This window comes from Ruegeria sp. C10, from assembly GCF_056537805.1.
The window spans coordinates 746,798-766,906 of record NZ_JBQFSC010000002.1 but is presented as its reverse complement, the minus strand read 5'-3'; the positions used below and the strand labels follow the sequence as shown (position 1 = coordinate 766,906).

General features: G+C 57.4%; 20 protein-coding genes. 11 read left to right on the top strand and 9 right to left on the bottom strand.

The features are described from left to right. Nucleotides 1-13: 13 nt before the first annotated feature. A complete protein-coding gene (locus tag ACR0DE_RS12220) occupies nucleotides 14-1,309 on the top strand; it encodes an MmgE/PrpD family protein (RefSeq protein WP_170610399.1) in 1,296 nt (431 codons plus the stop codon). On the opposite strand, the gene pyrC is transcribed toward ACR0DE_RS12220, so the two are convergent. Then, entirely contained in the window at nucleotides 1,306-2,343 is a 1,038-nt protein-coding gene (gene pyrC / locus ACR0DE_RS12215; protein WP_480753397.1) for a dihydroorotase, read from the bottom strand. The genes ACR0DE_RS12220 and pyrC overlap by 4 nt on opposite strands. 146 nt (nucleotides 2,344-2,489) lie before the next feature. Between pyrC and ACR0DE_RS12210 the strand changes: the two genes are divergently transcribed. Together ACR0DE_RS12210 and ACR0DE_RS12205 are read left to right on the top strand one after the other, a co-directional pair. After that, complete coding sequence (locus tag ACR0DE_RS12210; RefSeq protein WP_170421335.1) at nucleotides 2,490-3,398, top strand: AAA family ATPase; 909 nt, start codon at nucleotides 2,490-2,492, stop codon at nucleotides 3,396-3,398. A gap of 34 nt (nucleotides 3,399-3,432) precedes the next feature. Beyond that, entirely contained in the window at nucleotides 3,433-4,689 is a 1,257-nt protein-coding gene (locus ACR0DE_RS12205) for a vWA domain-containing protein (protein ID WP_480613650.1), read from the top strand. A 3-nt stretch (nucleotides 4,690-4,692) separates the two neighbouring features. Here ACR0DE_RS12205 and ACR0DE_RS12200 read toward each other — a convergent pair whose 3' ends face one another. Continuing rightward, nucleotides 4,693-5,193 carry a hypothetical protein gene (locus tag ACR0DE_RS12200; protein ID WP_480753392.1) on the bottom strand — a complete coding sequence of 167 codons (501 nt, stop codon included), beginning with the start codon at nucleotides 5,191-5,193 and terminating at the stop codon, nucleotides 4,693-4,695. Between the two features lie 206 nt (nucleotides 5,194-5,399). Here ACR0DE_RS12200 and ACR0DE_RS12195 point away from each other — a divergent pair, with 206 nt between their 5' ends. From ACR0DE_RS12195 to ACR0DE_RS12175, 5 genes are all read left to right on the top strand, one after another. Next, complete coding sequence (locus tag ACR0DE_RS12195) at nucleotides 5,400-6,368, top strand: XdhC family protein (RefSeq protein WP_170421340.1); 969 nt, start codon at nucleotides 5,400-5,402, stop codon at nucleotides 6,366-6,368. Next, a complete protein-coding gene (locus ACR0DE_RS12190) occupies nucleotides 6,365-7,366 on the top strand; it encodes a molybdopterin-binding protein (protein WP_480753387.1) in 1,002 nt (333 codons plus the stop codon). Before ACR0DE_RS12195 ends, ACR0DE_RS12190 begins: the two co-directional genes overlap by 4 nt. Nucleotides 7,367-7,522: 156 nt before the next feature. Then, on the top strand, nucleotides 7,523-8,008 hold the full coding sequence (locus tag ACR0DE_RS12185; protein ID WP_170393234.1) for a (2Fe-2S)-binding protein: 486 nt from the start codon (nucleotides 7,523-7,525) through the stop codon (nucleotides 8,006-8,008). A 51-nt stretch (nucleotides 8,009-8,059) separates the two neighbouring features. Beyond that, a complete protein-coding gene (locus ACR0DE_RS12180) occupies nucleotides 8,060-10,420 on the top strand; it encodes a xanthine dehydrogenase family protein molybdopterin-binding subunit (protein WP_480753385.1) in 2,361 nt (786 codons plus the stop codon). 95 nt (nucleotides 10,421-10,515) lie between these two features. Next, nucleotides 10,516-11,307 (top strand): FAD binding domain-containing protein, encoded by a 792-nt coding sequence (locus tag ACR0DE_RS12175; RefSeq protein WP_480753384.1) that lies wholly within the window; start codon nucleotides 10,516-10,518, stop codon nucleotides 11,305-11,307. A 47-nt stretch (nucleotides 11,308-11,354) separates the two neighbouring features. Here the strand turns inward: ACR0DE_RS12175 and ACR0DE_RS12170 are convergent, their stop codons facing one another. After that, nucleotides 11,355-12,254, bottom strand: coding sequence for a MurR/RpiR family transcriptional regulator (locus ACR0DE_RS12170; protein ID WP_480613642.1), 900 nt, complete (start codon nucleotides 12,252-12,254; stop codon nucleotides 11,355-11,357). Between the two features lie 88 nt (nucleotides 12,255-12,342). Here ACR0DE_RS12170 and ACR0DE_RS12165 point away from each other — a divergent pair, with 88 nt between their 5' ends. Together ACR0DE_RS12165 and ACR0DE_RS12160 are read left to right on the top strand one after the other, a co-directional pair. Then, complete coding sequence (locus tag ACR0DE_RS12165) at nucleotides 12,343-13,116, top strand: beta-keto acid cleavage family enzyme (RefSeq protein ID WP_480753380.1); 774 nt, start codon at nucleotides 12,343-12,345, stop codon at nucleotides 13,114-13,116. Beyond that, nucleotides 13,113-14,429, top strand: coding sequence for an aspartate aminotransferase family protein (locus tag ACR0DE_RS12160; RefSeq protein WP_480704691.1), 1,317 nt, complete (start codon nucleotides 13,113-13,115; stop codon nucleotides 14,427-14,429). Before ACR0DE_RS12165 ends, ACR0DE_RS12160 begins: the two co-directional genes overlap by 4 nt. Before the next feature lie 74 nt (nucleotides 14,430-14,503). On the opposite strand, the gene infC is transcribed toward ACR0DE_RS12160, so the two are convergent. From infC to ACR0DE_RS12130, 6 genes are all read right to left on the bottom strand, one after another. Beyond that, nucleotides 14,504-14,965 (bottom strand): translation initiation factor IF-3, encoded by a 462-nt coding sequence (infC, locus tag ACR0DE_RS12155; protein ID WP_238528775.1) that lies wholly within the window; start codon nucleotides 14,963-14,965, stop codon nucleotides 14,504-14,506. A gap of 245 nt (nucleotides 14,966-15,210) precedes the next feature. Further along, nucleotides 15,211-16,044, bottom strand: a complete 834-nt coding sequence (locus ACR0DE_RS12150) for a ferredoxin--NADP reductase (protein ID WP_170595767.1) — start codon at nucleotides 16,042-16,044, stop codon at nucleotides 15,211-15,213. A gap of 105 nt (nucleotides 16,045-16,149) precedes the next feature. Further along, the gene (locus ACR0DE_RS12145) at nucleotides 16,150-16,557 is read right to left on the bottom strand and encodes a DUF934 domain-containing protein (RefSeq protein ID WP_170393227.1); all 408 of its coding nucleotides are present in this window, start codon (nucleotides 16,555-16,557) and stop codon (nucleotides 16,150-16,152) included. Further along, nucleotides 16,554-17,315, bottom strand: coding sequence for a phosphoadenylyl-sulfate reductase (locus ACR0DE_RS12140; protein ID WP_480753375.1), 762 nt, complete (start codon nucleotides 17,313-17,315; stop codon nucleotides 16,554-16,556). The genes ACR0DE_RS12145 and ACR0DE_RS12140 overlap by 4 nt, the downstream gene beginning before the upstream one ends. Next, entirely contained in the window at nucleotides 17,305-18,969 is a 1,665-nt protein-coding gene (locus tag ACR0DE_RS12135) for a nitrite/sulfite reductase (RefSeq protein WP_170625972.1), read from the bottom strand. Before ACR0DE_RS12135 ends, ACR0DE_RS12140 begins: the two co-directional genes overlap by 11 nt. 65 nt (nucleotides 18,970-19,034) lie before the next feature. Then, nucleotides 19,035-19,349: a DUF2849 domain-containing protein gene (locus ACR0DE_RS12130; protein ID WP_170393224.1), complete on the bottom strand. Its 315-nt coding sequence runs from the start codon at nucleotides 19,347-19,349 to the stop codon at nucleotides 19,035-19,037. Nucleotides 19,350-19,594: 245 nt separating this feature from the next. Here ACR0DE_RS12130 and ACR0DE_RS12125 point away from each other — a divergent pair, with 245 nt between their 5' ends. Continuing rightward, entirely contained in the window at nucleotides 19,595-20,068 is a 474-nt protein-coding gene (locus tag ACR0DE_RS12125) for an Lrp/AsnC family transcriptional regulator (protein ID WP_010439761.1), read from the top strand. The last annotated feature ends 41 nt before the right edge of the window (nucleotides 20,069-20,109 follow it).

The window sequence follows — 20,109 nt, the reverse complement described above, 5'->3', positions numbered from 1 at the left end:
TAGACTGCGCCACATGACCGATTTGACAACTGCCCTTGCCGAGTTTGCTGCTGGTTCTGTGTCGACCACGGCGCAGGCTCGTATCGTGACATCTCTATCCGCGTTGGACTGGCTTGCTGTGGGGCGGGCAGGCGCAGATGAGCCGGTTTCCCGCATCATACGTCAGATGGTTCTTTCCGAGAGCGGTGCCGCACAGGCGCGTTTGTTCGGAGGCGGTGATGCGCCGCTACGCGCAGCTGCGCTGGTGAATGGTACCATTTCTCATGCGCTTGATTATGACGACACGCATTTCGCTCATATCGGTCATCCATCGGTTGCTGTTTTTCCTGCAGCCCTTGCTCTTACTGCGTGGGAAGACCGACCTCTGGTCGATCTGCTTGAGGCAGCGCTAGTGGGAATGGAGTTATCGATCCGCATCGGTTTGTGGCTTGGTCGTGGTCATTATCAGGCTGGTTTTCACCAAACAGCCACGGCTGGTGCGTTTGGGGCTGCGGTGGCTGCGGGTCGGATTATGGCATTTGACGTAAAGCAGATGCGTGACCTGCTGGGGCTAACCGCGACCCGGGCCTCAGGGCAGAAATCACAGTTCGGGACTATGGGTAAACCCTATAACGCTGGACTTGCGGCCTCGAACGGGGTTGAGGCCGCCCAGTTGATCCGCAACGGTTTTCAACCCGGTGCTGACGCATTGGAAGGCCCGTTTGGGTTTGGGGCGACACATTTGGGGGCTGACGATTTAGCTGCTGCGCTTGATGGTTTGGGGGACGAGTGGCTGTTCGAAAGCATCAGCCACAAATTCCACGCTTGCTGCCATGGCCTGCACGCGGCGCTTGAGGCTGCGCGCGATCTCGACATCGCCGAGCCCGAGGTGGCCGAGATCAAGATCAAAACCCACCCCCGCTGGATGAGTGTGTGCAATCAACTGCAGCCGACCAGTGGGTTAGGAGCGAAGTTTTCCTATCGTACCGTGATTGCTATGCAGGCAATGGGCTACGATACAGCTCTGCCAGGGAGCTATTCCGACAAGATTTGTGCTGATCCAAGACTGCAATCCTTAAGGGACCGGATCACGGTTGAGGCGGATGAGAGTCTATCCGAGACACAAGCCCATCTGTCCCTGTTACGCCGGGACGGCGCGCGCCGCGAGGCCAGCCATGATCTGCTGGCACCGATGTCTCTATCGGATCGCGAAGATCGCGTCAGGGAGAAAGCGGCGAAGCTGATCGGGGGGGATGAGGCGGACGCCATCTGGTCGATGCTGCGCACCGGCGGGCGCGCAGCGGATTTGGCTGACAGGTTAACCGATTAAGTGACCCGCCAATGCAGCGGAAAACCCGGATCGAATATTGTGACGGGGCCGTCGCCGCTTTCGATTTTGGCCGGATAGACGACCTCATCGCCTTTGGTCAGCGTGATGGTCTCTTCGTTCACTGGCAGGCGATAGAAGGCCGGGCCGTTGAGTGACGCGAACGCCTCTAGCTTGTCCAACGCATCTGCGCGCTCGAACATTTCGGCCAGCAGTGACATTGTATTAGTTGCAGTGAAACAGCCGGCGCAGCCACAGGCCATTTCCTTGTTAGCATCCGTGTGCGGCGCGCTGTCTGTGCCCAAGAAGAAACGCGTATCGCCTGATGTCGCGGCGGTCAGCAGCGCCAGCCGATGCTCTTCGCGTTTGGCGACCGGTAAGCAGTAGTAATGCGGCTTGATGCCACCCACCAGAATGTGGTTGCGGTTGATGATCAGGTGATGCGTTGTAATCGTCGCACCCAGATCTTTCTCGTTCGCCTTGACGTAATCCACGCCGTTTGACGTCGTGATGTGCTCCATCACCACGCGCAGTCCGGGTGTTGCTTTGCGAATTGGATCAAGAACGCGTTCGATGAACACCGCCTCGCGATCGAAGATATCGATCTCGGCATCCGTGACTTCGCCGTGCACACATAGCGGCAGACCGATCTCGGCCATCTTCTCCAGCACCGGGCGTACCTTGTCGAAATCGCGAACGCCAGAAGACGAGTTGGTTGTTGCCCCAGCCGGGTAGAGCTTTACCGCCTTGACCAATCCGCTTGCATGTGCGGCGGCCACATCCGCCGGGTCTGTGTCTTCTGTCAGGTAGAGCGTCATCAGCGGCTCAAACGTCATGTCCTCAGGCAGAGCAGCAAGGATGCGGTCCCGATAAGCTGCTGCGTCGTCACCTTTGACAACGGGCGGAACCAGATTCGGCATGATGATGGCACGGGCAAAATGGCGCGCGGTTTCAGGCAAGACGGCTTGCAGCATCGCGCCATCGCGCAGATGCAAATGCCAGTCATCGGGGCGGCGGATCGTCAGGGATTGGGTCATGGCCCCCGGCTAACACAGCCGCTTGGGTGGTGAAAGACCCTCTTGCCCTTGCCGATGAGACAGATCGCCGTAAGTCACTGACGGATGGTGGTCTTGACCTCTGGTTGTGGTCATGACCTGTTGGGGCGCAGGAAAAAGGGGAACTCATGACACAACCAAACTCCATCGATGCCGTGCAAGAGCTTTTGGGCTCTGAGGGTTATGTCTGTGGCCGGGCTTTGGCGACGGTTGTGTTTCTTTCGCTGAAACTTGGTCGGCCTCTGTTTCTGGAAGGTGAGGCGGGCGTCGGCAAAACCGAAATTGCCAAGGCGCTGGCCGCAGGACTAGGCCGCCGCTTGATCCGGTTGCAGTGTTACGAAGGCCTTGATGCCTCTTCCGCTGTGTATGAGTGGAATTTCCCCGCCCAGATGGTGGCGATCCGAACCGCAGAAGCGTCGGGTGGGGCGGACCGAGGCGCGTTGCAGACCGAGCTGTTCTCGGATGATTATCTGATCGAGCGCCCCTTGCTGCAGGCCATGCGTCCGGATGCCAATGGGGCACCTGTATTGCTAATTGACGAATTGGACCGGACCGACGAACCCTTTGAGGCTTTCTTGCTGGAGGCGCTCAGTGACTTTCAGGTAACGATCCCCGAGTTAGGTACTGTCAAAGCGCCTGAACCGCCGATCGTGATCGTCACCTCGAACCGCACGCGCGAAGTACACGACGCACTGAAACGCCGCTGCCTATATCATTGGGTTGATTACCCTGACTTTGCGCGCGAAATCGAAATCCTGCACGCACGGGCTCCCGAAGCGGCAGAAGCGCTGAGCCGTGAGGTGGTCGCCTTTGTTCAGCGCTTGCGCACTGAAGATTTGTTCAAGAAACCGGGGGTGGCCGAGACTATCGATTGGGCCAAGTGCCTGCTGGCGCTGGACGTTATCAACCTCAGTCCCGAAGTAATCGGCGATACGTTGGGTGCCATCCTGAAATACCAGGACGACATCCAAAAGTTGCAGGGGTCCGAGGCCAAACGCATTCTGGATCAGGCGAAAGCCGATCTCGAACCGGCCTGATGCTTCATCTGTTCGAAAATATTTCGGGGGTTTGATGGCCGAACAACTCCCACTCGATATACCGGACAACCCCAAACTGGCCCAGAACATCACCCATTTTGCGCGCGCTTTGCGCAAGGCCGGACTGCCGATAGGAACTGGGCGCGTGGTTGACGCGATCCGCGCCGTGCAGGCTGCGGGGTTCACCGAGAAACGCGATTTCTACTGGACGCTGCATGCCTGTTTCGTGAACCGGCCGGAACATCGAGCGGTTTTTGCGCAAGTCTTCCGCCTCTATTGGCGCGATCCGCGGTATCTAGAGCATATGATGTCCATGATGCTGCCCGCCATTCGCGGTGTTCAGGAGGAGCGCAAAGCGGATGCGGCTGAAAAGCGGGCGGCTGAGGCCTTGTTGGATGGCGTCGAACGCGACTTGCCAGAATCAACCGAGCAACAAGAGGAAAGCGAGATCGAGATCGACGCAACCCAAACCGCGTCATCCGAAGAACGCTTGCGCAACCTTGATTTCGAACAGATGAGTACATCCGAGATCGCCCAGGCCAAACGCATGCTGTCGCGCCTGAACTTACCGGTCAAACCCATTGAGTCTCGCCGAGGTCAGGCCAGTCACCTCGGTCACCGCATTGATCGCGCTCGGACACTTAGGTCAGCGATGCGGCAGGGTGGCGAACTACGCGATATCGCGCACTTGCAACCCAAACCTCGCTGGCCGAATTTGGTTGCGTTGTGCGATATCTCCGGGTCGATGAGCCAATACAGTCGGATCATTCTGCACTTTCTACACGCGGTTTCGAATGCCAAAGGCGCAGGTTGGGCCAAAGTGCACGCATTCACGTTTGGCACACGCCTGACCAACATCACCCGCCATCTGCATCAACGTGATGTCGATGCGGCGCTGGCCGCTGCTGGGGCCGAGGCACAGGACTGGGAAGGCGGAACCCGGATCGGAGAATGCCTGCATCAGTTCAATCGCGACTGGTCGCGGCGCGTCATGGGGCAGGGGGCGGTCGTGTTGTTGATCACCGACGGGTTAGAGCGGGGCGATCCCGAGATGCTGGAAAAGGAAATCGAGCGCCTGCACCTGTCGTCGCGGCGTCTGATTTGGCTGAACCCATTGCTGCGCTGGGACGGGTTCGCACCGAAAGCTCAGGGTGTGGCGACAATGCTTCCACATGTCGACAGCTTCCGCGCCGGGCATTCGATTGCGTCGCTGGAAGATCTGGCCGCCGTGATTTCGCAACCAGATGATCAGGGGCAGAAAGCGCGGCTGATGTCCGCGCTTTCAGACTAGCTGTTACGAAAGCTGCTCTTCAGTGCACTTCCGTGCCATCTCCATGGCTTTGTAAGTGCCAGTCAGGTCAACGGTGAAGGCGAACTCTTTCTCCGGGAAAACGACCATCACCTTCTTCTTGGCAAGATCATCTGCGAACTGAGGGTCGTCTGACAGAACATACCCGCCCGAATAGCCCTTGGTGATGTTCCCCTTCATACCGGTGGCTTCTCCGACATAAATATTGTCGCCGATAAGGATGGCAACAGCCTCTTTCTCGCCTTTCTTGATGTTGGTTTTGGCCTTGGTGAAGACTCCAACATAGCCAACGCCGCGATCTTCGGTCAGGCCCATCTGCACGACATTTTCAGCGTCATCAACCGCTTCGATAAGGCAGGATTTCTTGTCCTGATCGATGAAAACCTTCCAGCCTTCGACCTCACCGTATTTCAGAAATGTGTCAGCCCAGCCGGTGCTGGCAGTCAACAGGCCGATCGCTGCTCCGAGTGTAAGAATGCGTTTCAACTGTTTGTCTCCGCTATGAAATATGTTGGGACGATCCCGAATAGGCCCCGGAATCGCATGCAGGCTAGAATGACGCCTTCCAACATTCAACAATTTGTGAATGTGAGTTCGAAATCGGCTTGTTAGCGCCACAAGATCGACCCGCTGAGCGCTTTTCATTGCTCCAAAGCTGACTATGTTGAACCCAAGCACGGCCGGAGGTCTAAATGGAACGATTCGATAGCAGCCCGGAAACCGCACTAAAATGGTATCGCGCCGGGAAGGGCGCGGCTTTGGCCACTGTGGTTGAGACCTGGGGCAGCGCGCCGCGCCGTGTAGGCGCGCAGTTAGTCATTGCGGGCGATGGTCGGATCGAAGGCTCGGTTTCTGGTGGTTGCGTCGAAGGTGCCGTGATCGTCGAAGCGCTGGAAGCCATAGAGGAAGGCGAGGCAAGGCTGCTAGAGTTCGGTGTAAGCGACGAGGATGCGTTTGCCGTCGGTCTGGCCTGCGGCGGTACGATCAGGGTTTTGGTTGAACCGGTCGGCAAGGTCCTGCCCGAACCAATGCTGGCCGAACTGGTCGCGGCACGGGCGCGGCGCGAGCCCTTGGCCTATGAAGTCAATGTCGAGACGGGCCAGCGCGCGTTGCGCCGTAATGCCTATTCCGAACGCTTGCGTATGGACAGGTCCGGGTTCGAAGAGGATGGGCAAACCTTTGTCGCTGTCCACAACCCACCGCTACGGTTGATAGTGGTGGGAGCGGTGCACATCGCCCAAGCTCTGGTGCCGATGGCCCGGATCGCGGGCTATGACCCGGCGATTATAGATCCGCGCGAGGCCTTCGCATCGGACGCACGTTTTCCCGGAGAAACCATCCTGACGGATTGGCCGGATGAGGCTGTGTCAAAGCTGGGTCTCGACTCGCGCACGGCGCTTGTGTTGCTGACCCACGACCCCAAACTTGATGACCCCGCGCTTCAGGCCGGTTTGGCGGCCGATGTGTTCTACATCGGCGCACTCGGATCTAAGCGCACACATGCCAAACGCGTGGAGCGGATGAAGCAGGCCGGGTTCAACGATGACCAGATTTCACTGATTCACGGACCTGTTGGGCTTGATATCGGGGCGGCTGGACCGTCTGAGATAGCCGTTGCGATCCTGGCGCAGATGACGGCGGTCCTGCGAGGCAGAGCGTGAAGTTTGGTCCGGTACCCGTTTCCGACGCCGACGGCGCGATATTAGCCCATTCCGTCAAAGCGGGAAACCGCAAGCTTAGGAAGGGTATAACGCTTTCGTCCGAGCACATAGCCGAGTTGCACCAAGCCGGTCTGACCGAGGTCACAGTCGCGAGACTGGAGCAAGGTGATTGCCATGAGGACGAAGCCGCAGCGCTGCTGGCAGAAGCGCTTGCACCAAGTCCCACACAGGCAAATCTGCGTGTCACCGAAGCCTTTACAGGCCGGGTCAACCTTTTAGCAAATGGACCAGGCGTCGCGGTGCTGGATACCGATGCCTTGCAAAAGTTCAATCAGGTCAATCCGATGATCACTGTTGCGACGGTGCCGCAATATCAGCAGATGGCGGCTGGCGGCATGGTCGCGACGATCAAGGTGATTTCTTATGCCGTACCTCGATCCGACGTTGAGAGTGCGGCCCGTCATGCGCAGGACGCTATTCGGTTATCGGTGCCCAAATACGAAAATGCGGGTCTCATCGTTACCGACATTGCTGGCGGGCCATCTAATGAAAAAGGTATCGCTGCTATTCGTAGCCGGGTTGAGGCTTTGGGTATGAATCTGTCAGATGTTCAGGTGGTGCCGCATCGGATGGGCGACTTAACAGCATCGATTTCGACCATTCGGGGTGAAATCGTCATGATCCTGACCGGATCGGCCACGTCGGATAAAGATGATGTGGCGCCTGCTTCTGTGCGGGCGGCGGGGGGTATCGTCGACCGGTTTGGAATGCCGGTCGATCCGGGGAACCTGTTGTTTTTGGGATCTTCCGGCGGGCGCCCCATCATCGGTTTGCCCGGATGCGCGCGCTCACCAGCATTGAACGGGGCGGATTGGGTCTTGTCCCGCGTTGCTTGCGGAATCGAAACGACGGGCGCGGACATCGCAGGGATGGGTGTCGGTGGGCTGCTAAAAGAAATCCCGACGCGGCCACAGCCCCGCGCTGCCAAGAGTAAATGACGCAACGGCAATTTTGCCCTGTTTGGTAGACGCATCATTGTTAGAAGGCTGATCAGCGAAACTGCGGAAAAATCAGGCAAATATTTTTGTTCTCAAACGAAATTTACCGTGTTTAACTCTGGCTTAGCAAATAAGCCAAAAAAAGGGGAGGATCTTATGACCAAGGTCTCAATGACCGTGAATGGCGTTGCCGTCAGCGGTGATGTCGAAGGGCGGACTTTATTATCCGGATTTCTACGCGACCACCTGAATTTGACAGGTACACATATTGGCTGCGACACGGCTCAATGTGGCGCGTGCGTGGTGCACGTGAATGGTGAGGCGGTCAAATCCTGCAACATGCTGGCGCTTGAAGCAGACGGCGCGGATGTGGGCACGATCGAGGGGCAGGCGGCCGAAGATGGCACGTTGAACGTGATCCAACAGGCCTTTCAGGATCATCATGGGCTGCAATGCGGGTTTTGCACTCCGGGCATGGTGATGAGCGCTGCAGCATTGCTAAAGGATAACCCGCGCCCGACCGAAGGCGAAATTCGCAAGTACCTTGAGGGTAACCTATGCCGGTGCACAGGCTACCACAACATCGTCAAGGCAATCATGGCCGCATCGGGTCAAGACGTTTCCAGCATCGCCGCCGAGTGAGGCGGTTAAGAATTTTCGACGAAAATTCTTTTCCACGGAGGAGAACAAGCAATGCCCAAAGACAGTGGCATCGGAGCCAGTTCCAAGCGGCGCGAGGACGTACGCTTTCTGACCGGAGCAGGCAATTACACCGACGACATCAACGTACATGGCCAGGCCTATGTGCATTTCCTACGGTCCGACATCGCGCATGGCCGGATCACCAACATCGACACATCTGCCGCCGAGGGTATGCAGGGGGTTGTGAAGGTGTTCACCGGCAAGGACTTTGAAGGCGTGGGCGGAATGCCTTGCGGCTGGGAAGTAACCGACCGTCATGGCGCCCCGATGCAGGAACCACCGCATCCCATTCTGGCGCAAGGCAAGGTCCGACATGTAGGCGATCCCATCGCTGCCGTTGTCGCGGACAGCCTTGAACTCGCCCGCGATGCGGCGGAAGCGATTGAAGTGGATATCGAAGAGCTCCCTGCCGTGCTGGATATGAAAGCCGCAGCGCAGGATGGCGCGACGCTTATCCATGAGGATTTGAAGAACAACATCTGCTATGACTGGCATCTAGGCGAAGAAGACAATGACAAGGTCAATGAGGTTTTTGCCAACGCGGCCCATGTCACCACTCTGGACCTGATCAATAACCGTCTGGTTGCTAATCCGATGGAGCCGCGCGTTGCGGTGGCCGAATACAGCCGGGGTACGGATGAGTACACGCTCTACACCACTTCGCAGAACCCGCATGTGATCCGCTTGCTGATGTGCGCATTTGTTCTGGGCTTGCCTGAACACAAAGTGCGTGTTGTAGCGCCTGATGTTGGTGGTGGATTTGGCACGAAGATTTTCCACTACGCGGAAGAGGCGTTCTGTACGTTCGCTGCCAAGGCCTGCAACCGCCCGGTCAAATGGACCGCCAGCCGGTCCGAGGCGTTTATGTCGGATGCGCAGGGCCGCGACCACGTCAGCACGATTGAGCTCGCTTTGGACGCGGACAATAACTTCACAGGCCTTCGCACCAACACCTACGCCAATCTGGGCGCGTATCTGTCGACCTTCTCAAGCTCGGTTCCGACTTGGCTGCATGGCACTCTGATGGCGGGCAACTACAAGACGCCGGTCATTCAGGTGAATGTGAAGGCAATGTTCACCAACACAGTGCCGGTGGACGCTTATCGCGGTGCGGGTCGGCCAGAGGCGACCTATCAGTTGGAGCGCGTCATCGACAAGGCAGCGCGTGAACTGGGTGTCGATCCGATCGCCCTGCGTCGCCAGAATTTCATCACCCAGTTCCCGTATGACACACCGGTGGCGCTGACCTACGACACCGGGGATTACAACGGGACGATGGATAAGCTTGAGGCTGCTGCTGATTTGGCTGGCTTTGCCGCGCGGCGGGCGGAAAGCGAGGCCAATGGCAAGCTGCGTGGCCTAGGCGTCAATTGCTATATCGAGGCCTGCGGCATCGCGCCCTCGAACATCGTCGGCATGCTGGGGGCCCGGGCGGGTCTTTATGATGCTGCCACGGTGCGGGTAAACGCCACTGGTTCCATCAGTGTCATGGTTGGTGCACATAGCCACGGGCAGGGGCATGAGACTGCTTTCCCGCAGGTTGTGGCCGACATGATCGGCATCGACGAGTCGATGGTCGAGATTGTGCATGGCGACACCTCGAAGATCCCGTTCGGCATGGGCACTTATGGCTCACGCTCGCTCGCGGTCTGTGGTTCGGCCATGGTTAAGGCGACCGAAAAGGTGATCGACAAGGCCAAGAAGATCGCGGCACACCTGCTCGAGGCGTCAGAGGCCGATATCGAGCTGAAGGACGGTCAATTCAGCGTCGCGGGCACTGACAAGTCCGTGGCCTGGGGTGATGTGACTCTGACAGCCTATGTACCGCACAACTTCCCGTTGGAGGTTGAGCCGGGGCTGGAGGAGACCGCATTTTATGACCCGGCCAACTTCACCTTCCCAGCGGGGGCATATGCCTGCGAGGTTGAGGTGGATCCCGAGACTGGACAGGTGATCATCGAAGCCTTCACCGCTGCGGATGACTTTGGCAACATCGTTAACCCGATGATTGTGGATGGTCAGGTACATGGCGGTATCGGTCAGGGTATCGGTCAGGCTTTGTTGGAAAATTGCGCCTATGACGAGAATGGCCAGTTGCTGAGCGCATCCTTCATGGATTACGCGATGCCACGCGCCGATGATCTGCCGTTCTATGCGGTCGACCATTCCAGCCAGACGCCGTGTACGCACAACCCGTTGGGTGTGAAGGGCTGCGGTGAAGCTGGTGCGATTGGCTCGCCGCCTGCGGTAGTCAACGCGGTTCTGGATGCGCTGAACTCGGGTGGAAAGGCTGTTGATCACATTGACATGCCGATGAGCCCGTCGCGTGTTTGGACAGCAATGCATGGTTGAGAGGTTCGAGTGCGAGGGGCCAGCCCCTCGCGCTCCCCGAGATATTTATAGCCAGATGAAGGGCGGATCCGCGCTTTTCGGAAAGGAAGAACGAAATGTACAATTTCGAGTATGAGAAACCCTCGACCATCGCTGACGCGGTTACTGCGTTGGGAGTTGAGGATGCGCAGGCATTGGGGGGTGGGCAAACCCTGATCCCCACAATGAAGCAGCGGTTGGCCGCGCCATCCAAGCTGGTTTCGGTCAACGGAATCGCTGAAATGAAAGGGGTCTGCGTCGAGGATGATGGCTCGGTAGCGATAGGCGGTGCGACAACCCACGCAAATGTGGCCGCTGAAGCTGCTGGCAACTATCCGGCGCTGGCAGCGCTGGCCGGCCAGATCGGTGATCCTGCGGTGCGTAATCGTGGCACTATTGGCGGTTCGATTGCCAACAATGATCCAGCGGCCTGTTATCCGGCGGGAGTGCTGGGTTCAGGCGCGACCATTGTCACCAATAATCGCCAGATAGCGGCGGATGACTTCTTTCAGGGCATGTTCACGACAGCTTTGGAAGAGGGCGAGATTATCACTTCGGTGCGTTTCCCCGTGCCTCAGGCGGCGAGTTATCAGAAGTTTTTGCAGCCCGCGTCTCGGTTTGCGTTGGTCGGGGTATATCTTGCCCGGTTTGCCGATGGCGTTCGAGTTGCAGTAACCGGTGCAAGCGAGGAAGGAGTTTTCCGCTGGGCAGAGGCCGAGGAGGCCCTGAACAAAGAGTTCCGCGCGGACGCTTTGATGGGGCTGCACATCAATCCGATGAACATGATTGGTGATCTGCACGGGAGCAAAACGTATCGGGCGCATCTGGTCACTGTTATGACGAAACGGGCTGTCGAAGCTTGCAGTTGATCTGATTGTTAATCAGCTTTGAGAGCCTCGGTGAAAGCCGGGGCTCTTTATTCTTTCCGAACTCTTGGGGGCTTGGCGGGGCGCCAGTAGGCGCCGGTGTCTTCTCGTGCCGTCTGATAGCGTTCCACGCGGTCACGCGCGGCTGATCCCCCGGCGGCAAAGAGATGACCTAGCAGGCATTCAAGCACTGCCATCGCTCCGGAGAAGCTGGAAAAGTGATGTTGCGCGCGGGTACTGACAGGCAGCACGATGTCAGGGTCAACACCAGGGGCGATGACGTCGCTATCCGACAATAACGCGATGCGCATTCCGCGTTTACGCGCAAAACGCATGGATTGTATGGTGTCAGAGGAATAGGGGTGAACGGTAATAGCGAAAAGGCAGTCTGCTTCATCGGCCTCGAGCAAATCATCGATGGCTGATCCCATATGTCGCGGGATAAGCTGAAATCCTGGGTGTGCCATCCGGCCCGCATAGTGGAGATAATAGGCCAAAGCATAGCTGGCCCGGGTCGCGGTTATGAAACAGCGATTAGCTGCAATCATGTACTCTGTGACCTGTTGCATCAAATCAGGATCGGCCAGTCGCAGGGAGCGGGCTACGACGTTCAGTTCGTTTTGCGCAAACCCAGCTTGCGCAGCGCTGAATTGGTCCCCCGATTTCATGTGATCCAGCCAGCCCTGACCCAGCCGATCTTCTCGGTCTGTGACAAGGGTTTGGCGAAAGGGGCGTCTGAACGCATCAAAACTGTCGAACCCCATACGTTGTGCCAACCGAACCAGAACGTTTGAACTGACACCGATTTTCTCGGCGGTTAGTCGAACTGGGTCGAGCCCGAAATCGCCGGGATGGTCGATGATGTATTTCGCTGCGGCTTGCATTTGCTGAGGCAAGGTGTCGATTTCGTGCCGAAGCTGCTCGGTCAGTTGGGATGAGGTGTGTTGCATCCGATAAGAAAAACAAATGTTATGAAGAATGCAAATTGAAAACGTTGGCAGGCTGTCTAATTCGGGATCGTGCAAAACAGGTGACGGAATGTCAGAGACTGGTTCGAGGATGGCGGGAAGGCCATATGTGTTGGTGGCTCCGAACGGGGCGCGGCGGGGGCATGGGGATCATCCTGCGCTGCCGATCACAACGGACGAAATCGTCAAAGCTGCGAAGACGTGCAATCGGGCAGGTGCGCAAGGCCTGCACCTGCATGTTCGTGATCAGGCGGGTCAGCATTCGCTTGATGCGGGTTTGTATTGTGAAACCATTGCTGAACTGCGTGCTGCGGCCCCTGATATGGACATCCAGATTACGACAGAAGCTGCTGGCGTTTTCGGCGTTCAAGCACAACTTGCTTGTTTGCAAAATGTGCGCCCGGACTGGGCTTCGATTTCGGTGCGCGAGATTGCACGGTCGCCCGAACTTGCGCCAAAGGTCTACGCTCTGTGCGCGGAACAAGGGACTCGTGTTCAGCATATCCTCTATGATGTCGCTGACGTTGAGTTACTGACCCATTGGCAGGCTGGGGGGGTGGTAAAATCGGATCAGGTCGACCGTCTGCTTGTCCTTGGTCGCTATGCCACGGCGCAGGAATCGAGTCCGAATGATCTGGATGTGTTTCCGCACAGCGCTGATCCATGGATGGTCTGTGCCTTTGGAGGGCAGGAGCATGCGTGCCTGCAAAAGGCCGCGCAGTTGGGTGGCGATGTGCGAGTGGGTTTCGAAAACAGCCTTGCAGGTCCGGATGGCCAGGCTTGGGCAGACAATGCTGCATCAGTCGCGGCGCTCATTAATCTTCTGAAAAGGACGTCGACATGAGTCACGTATTTCCACGCCATACAAAGTCGGAACTGCCTGAGGCCGCTGGTGGTGACGGCTGTTATCTCATCGACTCAACCGGCCGTCGCTATCTGGATTGTGGTGATGCTGCCGTTTCATGCCTCGGCCATTCCAACGCCGCTGTGGTCAAAGCGGTGCAGGATCAGGTGGCGCAGATTGCGTTTGCGCATACGGGCTTTATGACATCGGCACCGGCCGAGGCACTGGCCGATCTGCTGATTAAACACGCCCCCGGCGAACTGGACCGGGTCTACTTTGTCTCGGGCGGGTCAGAGGCGACCGAGGCTGCTATCAAACTGGCGCGGCAGTATTATCTGGAAACCGGCCAGCCTGAACGCCGTCATGTCATAGCGCGCCGACAAAGCTATCACGGCAACACTTTGGGTGCACTTTCGGCGGGTGGCAATGAATGGCGGCGGGCGCAGTTTGCACCGATGCTGATCGAGATGACACATATCGCTCCTTGCTATGAGTACGCCGAAAAGCCTGAGGATGAGAGCAGTTTTGAATATGGTCAGCGCGTTGCGAATGAGCTGGAGGCAGAAATCCTGCGCCTTGGGCCTGAAACGGTCATGGCTTTCATGGCAGAGCCGGTGGTTGGTGCGACGCTTGGGGCTGTTCCGGCAGTCGAGGGGTACTACAAGCGAATCCGTGAAATTTGCGATCAACACGGCGTTCTTCTGATCCTCGACGAAGTAATGTGCGGCATGGGGCGTACCGGGCATTTGTTTGCCTGTGATCATGACGATGTCGCGCCGGATATTCTTTGTATCGCCAAAGGGTTGGGGGCAGGGTATCAGCCTATCGGAGCGATGCTGTGTTCGGGTCGAATCTATGATGCGATCCGGGATGGATCGGGCTTCTTCCAGCATGGCCACACCTATATCGGTCATCCGGTCGCGACTGCGGCTGCGCTTGCCGTTGTACAGGAACTTACTTCTCGTGACCTGCCAGCGCGGGCCGGCGTAATGGGGGGCAAATTGCAGAGCATGTTGGAAAACAAGTTTGGCCAACACCCGAATTTCGGGGACATACGGGGCCGCGGCTTATTCCGAGGAATTGAGTTGGTCGAGGATCGGGATACGAAAACTCCGTTTGATCCGTCGCGTGGCCTAGCGGCCAAGATCAAGAAGGCCGCTATGGCCGAGGGATTGATCTGTTACCCGATGTCGGGAACGCGTGATGGACGCAACGGAGATCATATCCTCCTAGCACCGCCCTTTATCATCGAAGATGACCAACTGGTCGAGCTTGTAGACAAGCTGGATCGGGCGATATCCTCGGTGATCTGATTTAGGCGAGAAGCCAGAAAACAAAGAAGCCCCTCCGATTTCGGAGGGGCTTTTGTCATTCTACAAAAGAAAACCTACTTCTGTGGCAGCGGGCCAATCATCATGATCATCTGACGGCCTTCCATCTTGGGCATGTTCTCGATCTTGCCCAGATCCTTGACGTCTTCGGCCACACGTTCCAGCAGCTCACGCCCCAGGTTCTGGTGCGCCATCTCGCGGCCACGGAAACGCAGGGTGACTTTGACCTTGTCGCCGTTCTCAAGAAACTTGAACACGTTGCGCATCTTGACGTCATAGTCATGCGTATCGGTGTTGGGCCGGAACTTGACCTCTTTCACCTCGATGATCTTTTGCTTCTTGCGGGCTTCGCTTTCGCGTTTCTGCTGTTCGTACTTGAACTTGCCGAAATCCATGATTTTGCAGACCGGAGGGTTCGCGTTGGGCGAAATCTCAACCAGATCGAGACCGACGTCGGCGGCCATTTGCATGGCTTTTGCGGGATGAACCACCCCGACATTTTCGCCTTCGGCGCCAATCAGGCGAATTTCGGGAGCACGGATCTTGTCATTGACGCGCGGGCCGGTATCTCGCTGTGGCGGCGCGTTGTGAGGTCTGCGGGCTATGGGTTCATTCCTTTGATGATTGCAGAATTTCGAGCCCGGAATTTAGACCGGGCTGAGAGGTGTTTCAAGCGGCATAAATTGCAAGCCGCATGAATTTTCCATGAAATTCGTGAGTTTTTGCCGGTTTAGGGTGTCGATAACCCCACCGGCAAACCCCATTAGCCCACAAATGCCTTTTCAATCACGAATTCCTTGGGTTCGGAATTGGCGCCTTCTCGCAGGCCGAACTCTTCCAGAATTGCTTTGATGTCATGGTTGAAGGCAAGGCTGCCACAAACCATCGCGCGATCAGTGTCTGGCTTGATACCACCTTCGATGCCCAGATCGGCAAATACGGTGCCGTCTTTTAACAGCTCGGTTATACGGCCCATCTTTGGGCTCTCTTCCCGCGTGGTGGTGGGATAATAGCGGATCTTGTCGGCGAAACCGTCACCAATCAGTTCAGCCAGCAACTCGTCCTGTTTGACGCCCTCGATCAACTCGCGACCGTAATCCAGTTCAGCTACGTCGCGGCAGGTATGGGTGATGATAACCTCGTCATAATCCTCATAGGTCTGCGGTTCACGCAGCAGCGACGCGAAGGGCGCAAAGCCTGTGCCGGTGGCGAAGAACCAGATGCGCTTGCCGGGCAGCAATGCGTCATGCACCAGTGTGCCAACGGGTTTAGGCCGAAGGATGATCTGATCACCAGGCTGGATGTGCTGCAGTTTTGAGGTCAGCGGGCCATCCTGCACTTTGATCGAGTAGAATTCCAGTTCCTCATCCCATGAAGGCGAGGCGATGGAATAGGCGCGCAGCAGCGGTTTGCCGTTGTCGCCCAGCAGGCCGATCATCACGAACTCACCCGAGCGGAAACGAAGCGATGCAGGGCGCGACACCTTGAAAGAGAACAGGCGGTCGGTCCAATGTTTGACCTCGGTCACAGTCTGGGCGTCGGGCAGGACGGGGGCCTTAACGGCGGTTGCTTCACTCACGGATTTCATCTCTGTCATCATTTCACTGCCGGTCTGCTAAACCGGTATCTCCGTTTAATCTTTGATCCAAGTCAGGAAAAGGGGCAGATTGCCCCTTTCGTATCACAGGTTGGCGATGGCGGGTTAGCCGCGCAGGCGGGCCTGGTAGTTGTTGTCCTGCCAATTGGCCCGGGCCAGCCACTGATCTTCGGGCTGCCGGTTCGCCAAGGTGTCATCAATTTCGACTTCGTCAAAGCCGCTACGACGCGCCATGGCGTATTGGTCTGCAAGAACATGGCCTTTTGCCCGCAGGCGACCTGTATAACCTTTCAGACGCAGAACGCGCGCGATCGTAAAGCCGCGCCCATCCGCTGAGGATGGAAAGTCCACGCGCACCATCTGGGCGCTGCCCAGCCGGTCAAACAGTTCATCGGGGTCAGTGTCCGAGGCGATATCCAGTGCAACCACGTCATTCGCTGCATCGTCCAGCGTGACATAGCCATCGGTCCAATCATCGGGGGCAAAGCCCTCGTCGTTTACGATTACGTTCATGTTTTCTCTCCGATGCGCACCATTTTTCCATCAACAAAATGGATGCCGCATTCTTCCTTGTTCTGATCGCGCCAGCGCCCGGCGCGGGGGTCTTCGCCTTCTTTGACCGGCGAAGTGCAGGGCGCACAGCCGATCGAGGGGTATCCTTTGGCCACCAGCGGATGCCGGGGCAGGTTGTTTTCTTCCATATAGGCGCGCACATCGTTGGGCGCCCAGTGGGCCAAGGGGTTGACCTTGATCCGGCCGGTTCCGTCCTCGACCTCGAAAAAGTCCAGCGCGGCACGGGTGCCGGACTGAAACCGTTTGCGCCCGGTGATCCAGCCACAATACCCGGTCAGAGCTTTCTGCAGCGGGAAGGTCTTGCGCAGGTTACAGCAGGCATCGGTGTCACGCAGACGCAACGCGCCATAAGGATCGTCGCGCTGAATATCTTCATCCTCGGCGCGGATGATCTGCACATTGCGCAGGCCCAGACGCTCGCTGACCTCCTGCTGGTATTCCAGCGTTTCGGCAAACAGCATCTGGGTGTCCACGAACAGTACTGGGGTCATCTTGTCGACCACTGCAGCCATATGCAGCAACACCACCGATTCCGCGCCAAAGCTGGAGACCAGAGCAAGCTCCTCGATCTCGTCCAATGCGCCATGCATCACATCATGGGCACTGTGGTGGCGGAAGCGGGCGTTCAGCGCCTCGACCTTTTCGGTCAGTTCGGCGCGGTCAGCCCCCAGTTCCGTTTGGATCAGGTCAAGCGGCATTGGCCTGTGCCTCGGGGTAAAGCGCCGCTTTGAACGGTGCCATGCCAACGCGGCGATAGGTCTGCAAGAAGGTCTCTTCGGCGCTGTCGCGCTGCTCTAGATACGTGTCGACGATGCGCTCGACCGCCGGAACGATCTCGTCATAGGCGAAGCCCGGGCCAGTACGATCACCGATGGCGGCGGATTCGGTGCCGTCACCACCCAGAGTGATCTGGTAGTTTTCGACGCCAGCGCGGTCTAGGCCAAGAATGCCGATGTGACCCACATGGTGGTGACCACAGGCGTTGATGCAGCCTGAAATCTTGATCTTCAGGTGGCCGATATCATGCTCCAGTTTCAGGTCTTCGAACCGGGTCGCGATTTCCTGCGCCACGGGGATCGAACGTGCCGTCGCCAGTGCGCAGTAATCCATACCGGGACAGGCGATAATGTCGCTGATCAAGCCGATGTTGGCGGTCGCCAACTCGTGTTCTTTCAGCGTTGCGTGGATCGCGGGCAGGTCGGATTTGTGGACATGCGGCAGGATTACGTTCTGCTCATGGCTGATACGCAGTTCGTCATAGGCGAACTCTTCGGCCAGATCAGCCATCACGCGCATCTGCTCTGCAGTCGCATCGCCCGGCGTCTGGCCGTGCTTCTTGATCGAGATCGTGACGATCGCGTGGTCCGCGTTCTTGTGCGGCGCGATGTTGGTGTCGACCCACGAACGGAAGACCGGATCGTTGGTGTAGGCACTCTCGAACGAGGCAACCGAACCATCACGGAAGGCCGGAGGCGCAAAGTGGCCTTTGATTTCTTCCAGCAGGTTCATATCCGCGCCTTTGAATTGCGGGCGAACCTTCAAAAAGCGTTCGTTCACTTTGGCACGGATGGCGTCGATGCCGTGCTCATGCACGGTGATCTTGATACGTGCCTTGTACTTGTTGTCGCGACGGCCGATCTGGTTCCACACGGAAACGGTGGCCTCAAGATAGGCCAGCAGGTCGTCAAAGGCGACGAATTCCGATAGCTCTTTGCCGATCATGGGCGTACGGCCCAGACCACCGCCAACGATGACGCGGGCACCCAGAACACCATCACGCTCGACCAGTTGCAGACCGATGTCATGCGCCTTGATCACGGCGCGGTCATTCTCGCTGCCGGTGATGGCGATCTTGAATTTGCGGGGCATGAACTGGAATTCAGGATGGTCGGTCGACCACTGGCGCAGCAGTTCGGCATAGGGGCGCGGATCAGCGACCTCATCCGCGGCGGCACCGGCGAAATGATCGGCGGTCACGTTGCGGATGGTGTTACCCGAGGTCTGGATGGCGTGCATGCCAACCTCGGCCAGTGCGTCCAGCATATCCGGCACGTCGTTCAGCTTCGGCCAGTTGTACTGAATGTTCTGACGGGTGGTAAAATGGCCGTAACCTTTGTCCCATTTCTCGGCCAGCAAAGCGAGCTGACGCATCTGAGCACTGGACAGCGTGCCATATGGAATAGCGACCCGCAGCATATAAGCGTGCAATTGCAGATACAGACCATTCATCAGGCGCAGTGGCTTGAATTCGTCTTCTGTCAGCGAACCGTCAATGCGACGCTCAACCTGCGCACGGAACTGCGCGTTGCGTTCTGCCAAAAATGCTGTGTCGAACTCGGAGTAGCGATACATGTTTAGCTGTCCTTAGTTGCAGCCCCGGACCCGGGGCCTTGAAGGGGAGAGAGAATGGCCTGAGATCAGGCCCGAGGCTGCGGGGAGGTTTCCTGTTTGCCGTGGGCATAGTTGGACGGACCAGTCCGGCGGAAATCCTCCCGAAAATGGGTGGGTTCGGGGCCGTTTTCTCCGGCCACCGCGTCGGCAAGATAGGCGCCGACGATCTTGTTGGCCTGACGCGCGGCATCCAGCAGACGAACCTGCGCGTGAGCTTCGTCCGTGATCAGTTCGGCATCGGACAACTCGCGCGACCACCGGTCATCTTCGGTCTGGTAAATCACATCACCTTCCAACAAGTCGTTGGCGGTGACGACTTTGGGGGTAAAAGCGCGGGCCATCAGGCAAGCTCCTTATTGAAAACCGAGACTACATGCGGGTATTGCGCAACTCGGGCGACGCCGGGTTTGTGAATGCGCATATTTGTTTGTTTGACCTGCATCGGATCATCTCGTGACTGATTTGACTTGAGTGCCAATATAGGAAATATTCCCGTCAAATCGCCATATGCGCGAAGAAATAAGAACAAACGTTCTATATGCGGTGAGTGAAAGAAGGTTTGTTCTGAATTGGAAGGGAAATTGGAATGTCGGTGCGAATAGACGACACGGATCGGAAAATTCTAGCCGAGCTGCAACGGGATGCCAGCCAGTCGCTTGACGAAATCGCAGCCCGTGTAGGGAGCTCCAAGACGCCGGTTTGGAATCGCATTCGCAAGCTGAAGGGGGCAGGAGTCATTGGCCAGCAGACCGTATTGCTGGATGCCGAAGCGTTGGGCTTTGAGGCCACATTCTTTGTGCTGATCCGTACGTCGGAACATGAAGCGGAGTGGCAGCAGAAGTTCCTGAAAGCGTTGCGCGATCGTCCAGAGGTTCAGGAAGCGCACCGTTTGGCGGGAGACATTGATTACATTCTGAAAGTGCGCGTCAAGAACGCGCGTGCGTATGATGCGTTTTATCAGGCGTTGATTTCAGAGGTGCGAGTGCACAACGTAACAGCCTTGCTTTCGATGGAAGAGATCAAATCGACCACCATGCTACCACTGAAGTCTGTCGGATAGGATGAAGCGTGAATGGGGGCGCCGCCCCCGCCGCCCGAAGG

What these genes read in the sequence shown, in the direction of transcription:
- ACR0DE_RS12165 (WP_480753380.1), top strand. Translation starts at nt 12,343, where the DNA reads ATGTCAGAGACTGGTTCGAGGATGGCGGGAAGGCCATATGTGTTGGTG.
- ACR0DE_RS12160 (WP_480704691.1), top strand. Translation starts at nt 13,113, where the DNA reads ATGAGTCACGTATTTCCACGCCATACAAAGTCGGAACTGCCTGAGGCC.
- ACR0DE_RS12175 (WP_480753384.1), top strand. Translation starts at nt 10,516, where the DNA reads ATGTACAATTTCGAGTATGAGAAACCCTCGACCATCGCTGACGCGGTT.
- ACR0DE_RS12130 (WP_170393224.1), bottom strand. Translation starts at nt 19,349, where the DNA reads ATGGCCCGCGCTTTTACCCCCAAAGTCGTCACCGCCAACGACTTGTTG.
- ACR0DE_RS12145 (WP_170393227.1), bottom strand. Translation starts at nt 16,557, where the DNA reads ATGAACGTAATCGTAAACGACGAGGGCTTTGCCCCCGATGATTGGACC.
- ACR0DE_RS12150 (WP_170595767.1), bottom strand. Translation starts at nt 16,044, where the DNA reads ATGACAGAGATGAAATCCGTGAGTGAAGCAACCGCCGTTAAGGCCCCC.
- ACR0DE_RS12210 (WP_170421335.1), top strand. Translation starts at nt 2,490, where the DNA reads ATGACACAACCAAACTCCATCGATGCCGTGCAAGAGCTTTTGGGCTCT.
- ACR0DE_RS12125 (WP_010439761.1), top strand. Translation starts at nt 19,595, where the DNA reads ATGTCGGTGCGAATAGACGACACGGATCGGAAAATTCTAGCCGAGCTG.
- ACR0DE_RS12185 (WP_170393234.1), top strand. Translation starts at nt 7,523, where the DNA reads ATGACCAAGGTCTCAATGACCGTGAATGGCGTTGCCGTCAGCGGTGAT.
- ACR0DE_RS12135 (WP_170625972.1), bottom strand. Translation starts at nt 18,969, where the DNA reads ATGTATCGCTACTCCGAGTTCGACACAGCATTTTTGGCAGAACGCAAC.
- ACR0DE_RS12140 (WP_480753375.1), bottom strand. Translation starts at nt 17,315, where the DNA reads ATGCCGCTTGACCTGATCCAAACGGAACTGGGGGCTGACCGCGCCGAA.
- ACR0DE_RS12205 (WP_480613650.1), top strand. Translation starts at nt 3,433, where the DNA reads ATGGCCGAACAACTCCCACTCGATATACCGGACAACCCCAAACTGGCC.
- ACR0DE_RS12180 (WP_480753385.1), top strand. Translation starts at nt 8,060, where the DNA reads ATGCCCAAAGACAGTGGCATCGGAGCCAGTTCCAAGCGGCGCGAGGAC.
- pyrC (WP_480753397.1), bottom strand. Translation starts at nt 2,343, where the DNA reads ATGACCCAATCCCTGACGATCCGCCGCCCCGATGACTGGCATTTGCAT.
- ACR0DE_RS12195 (WP_170421340.1), top strand. Translation starts at nt 5,400, where the DNA reads ATGGAACGATTCGATAGCAGCCCGGAAACCGCACTAAAATGGTATCGC.
- ACR0DE_RS12220 (WP_170610399.1), top strand. Translation starts at nt 14, where the DNA reads ATGACCGATTTGACAACTGCCCTTGCCGAGTTTGCTGCTGGTTCTGTG.
- ACR0DE_RS12170 (WP_480613642.1), bottom strand. Translation starts at nt 12,254, where the DNA reads ATGCAACACACCTCATCCCAACTGACCGAGCAGCTTCGGCACGAAATC.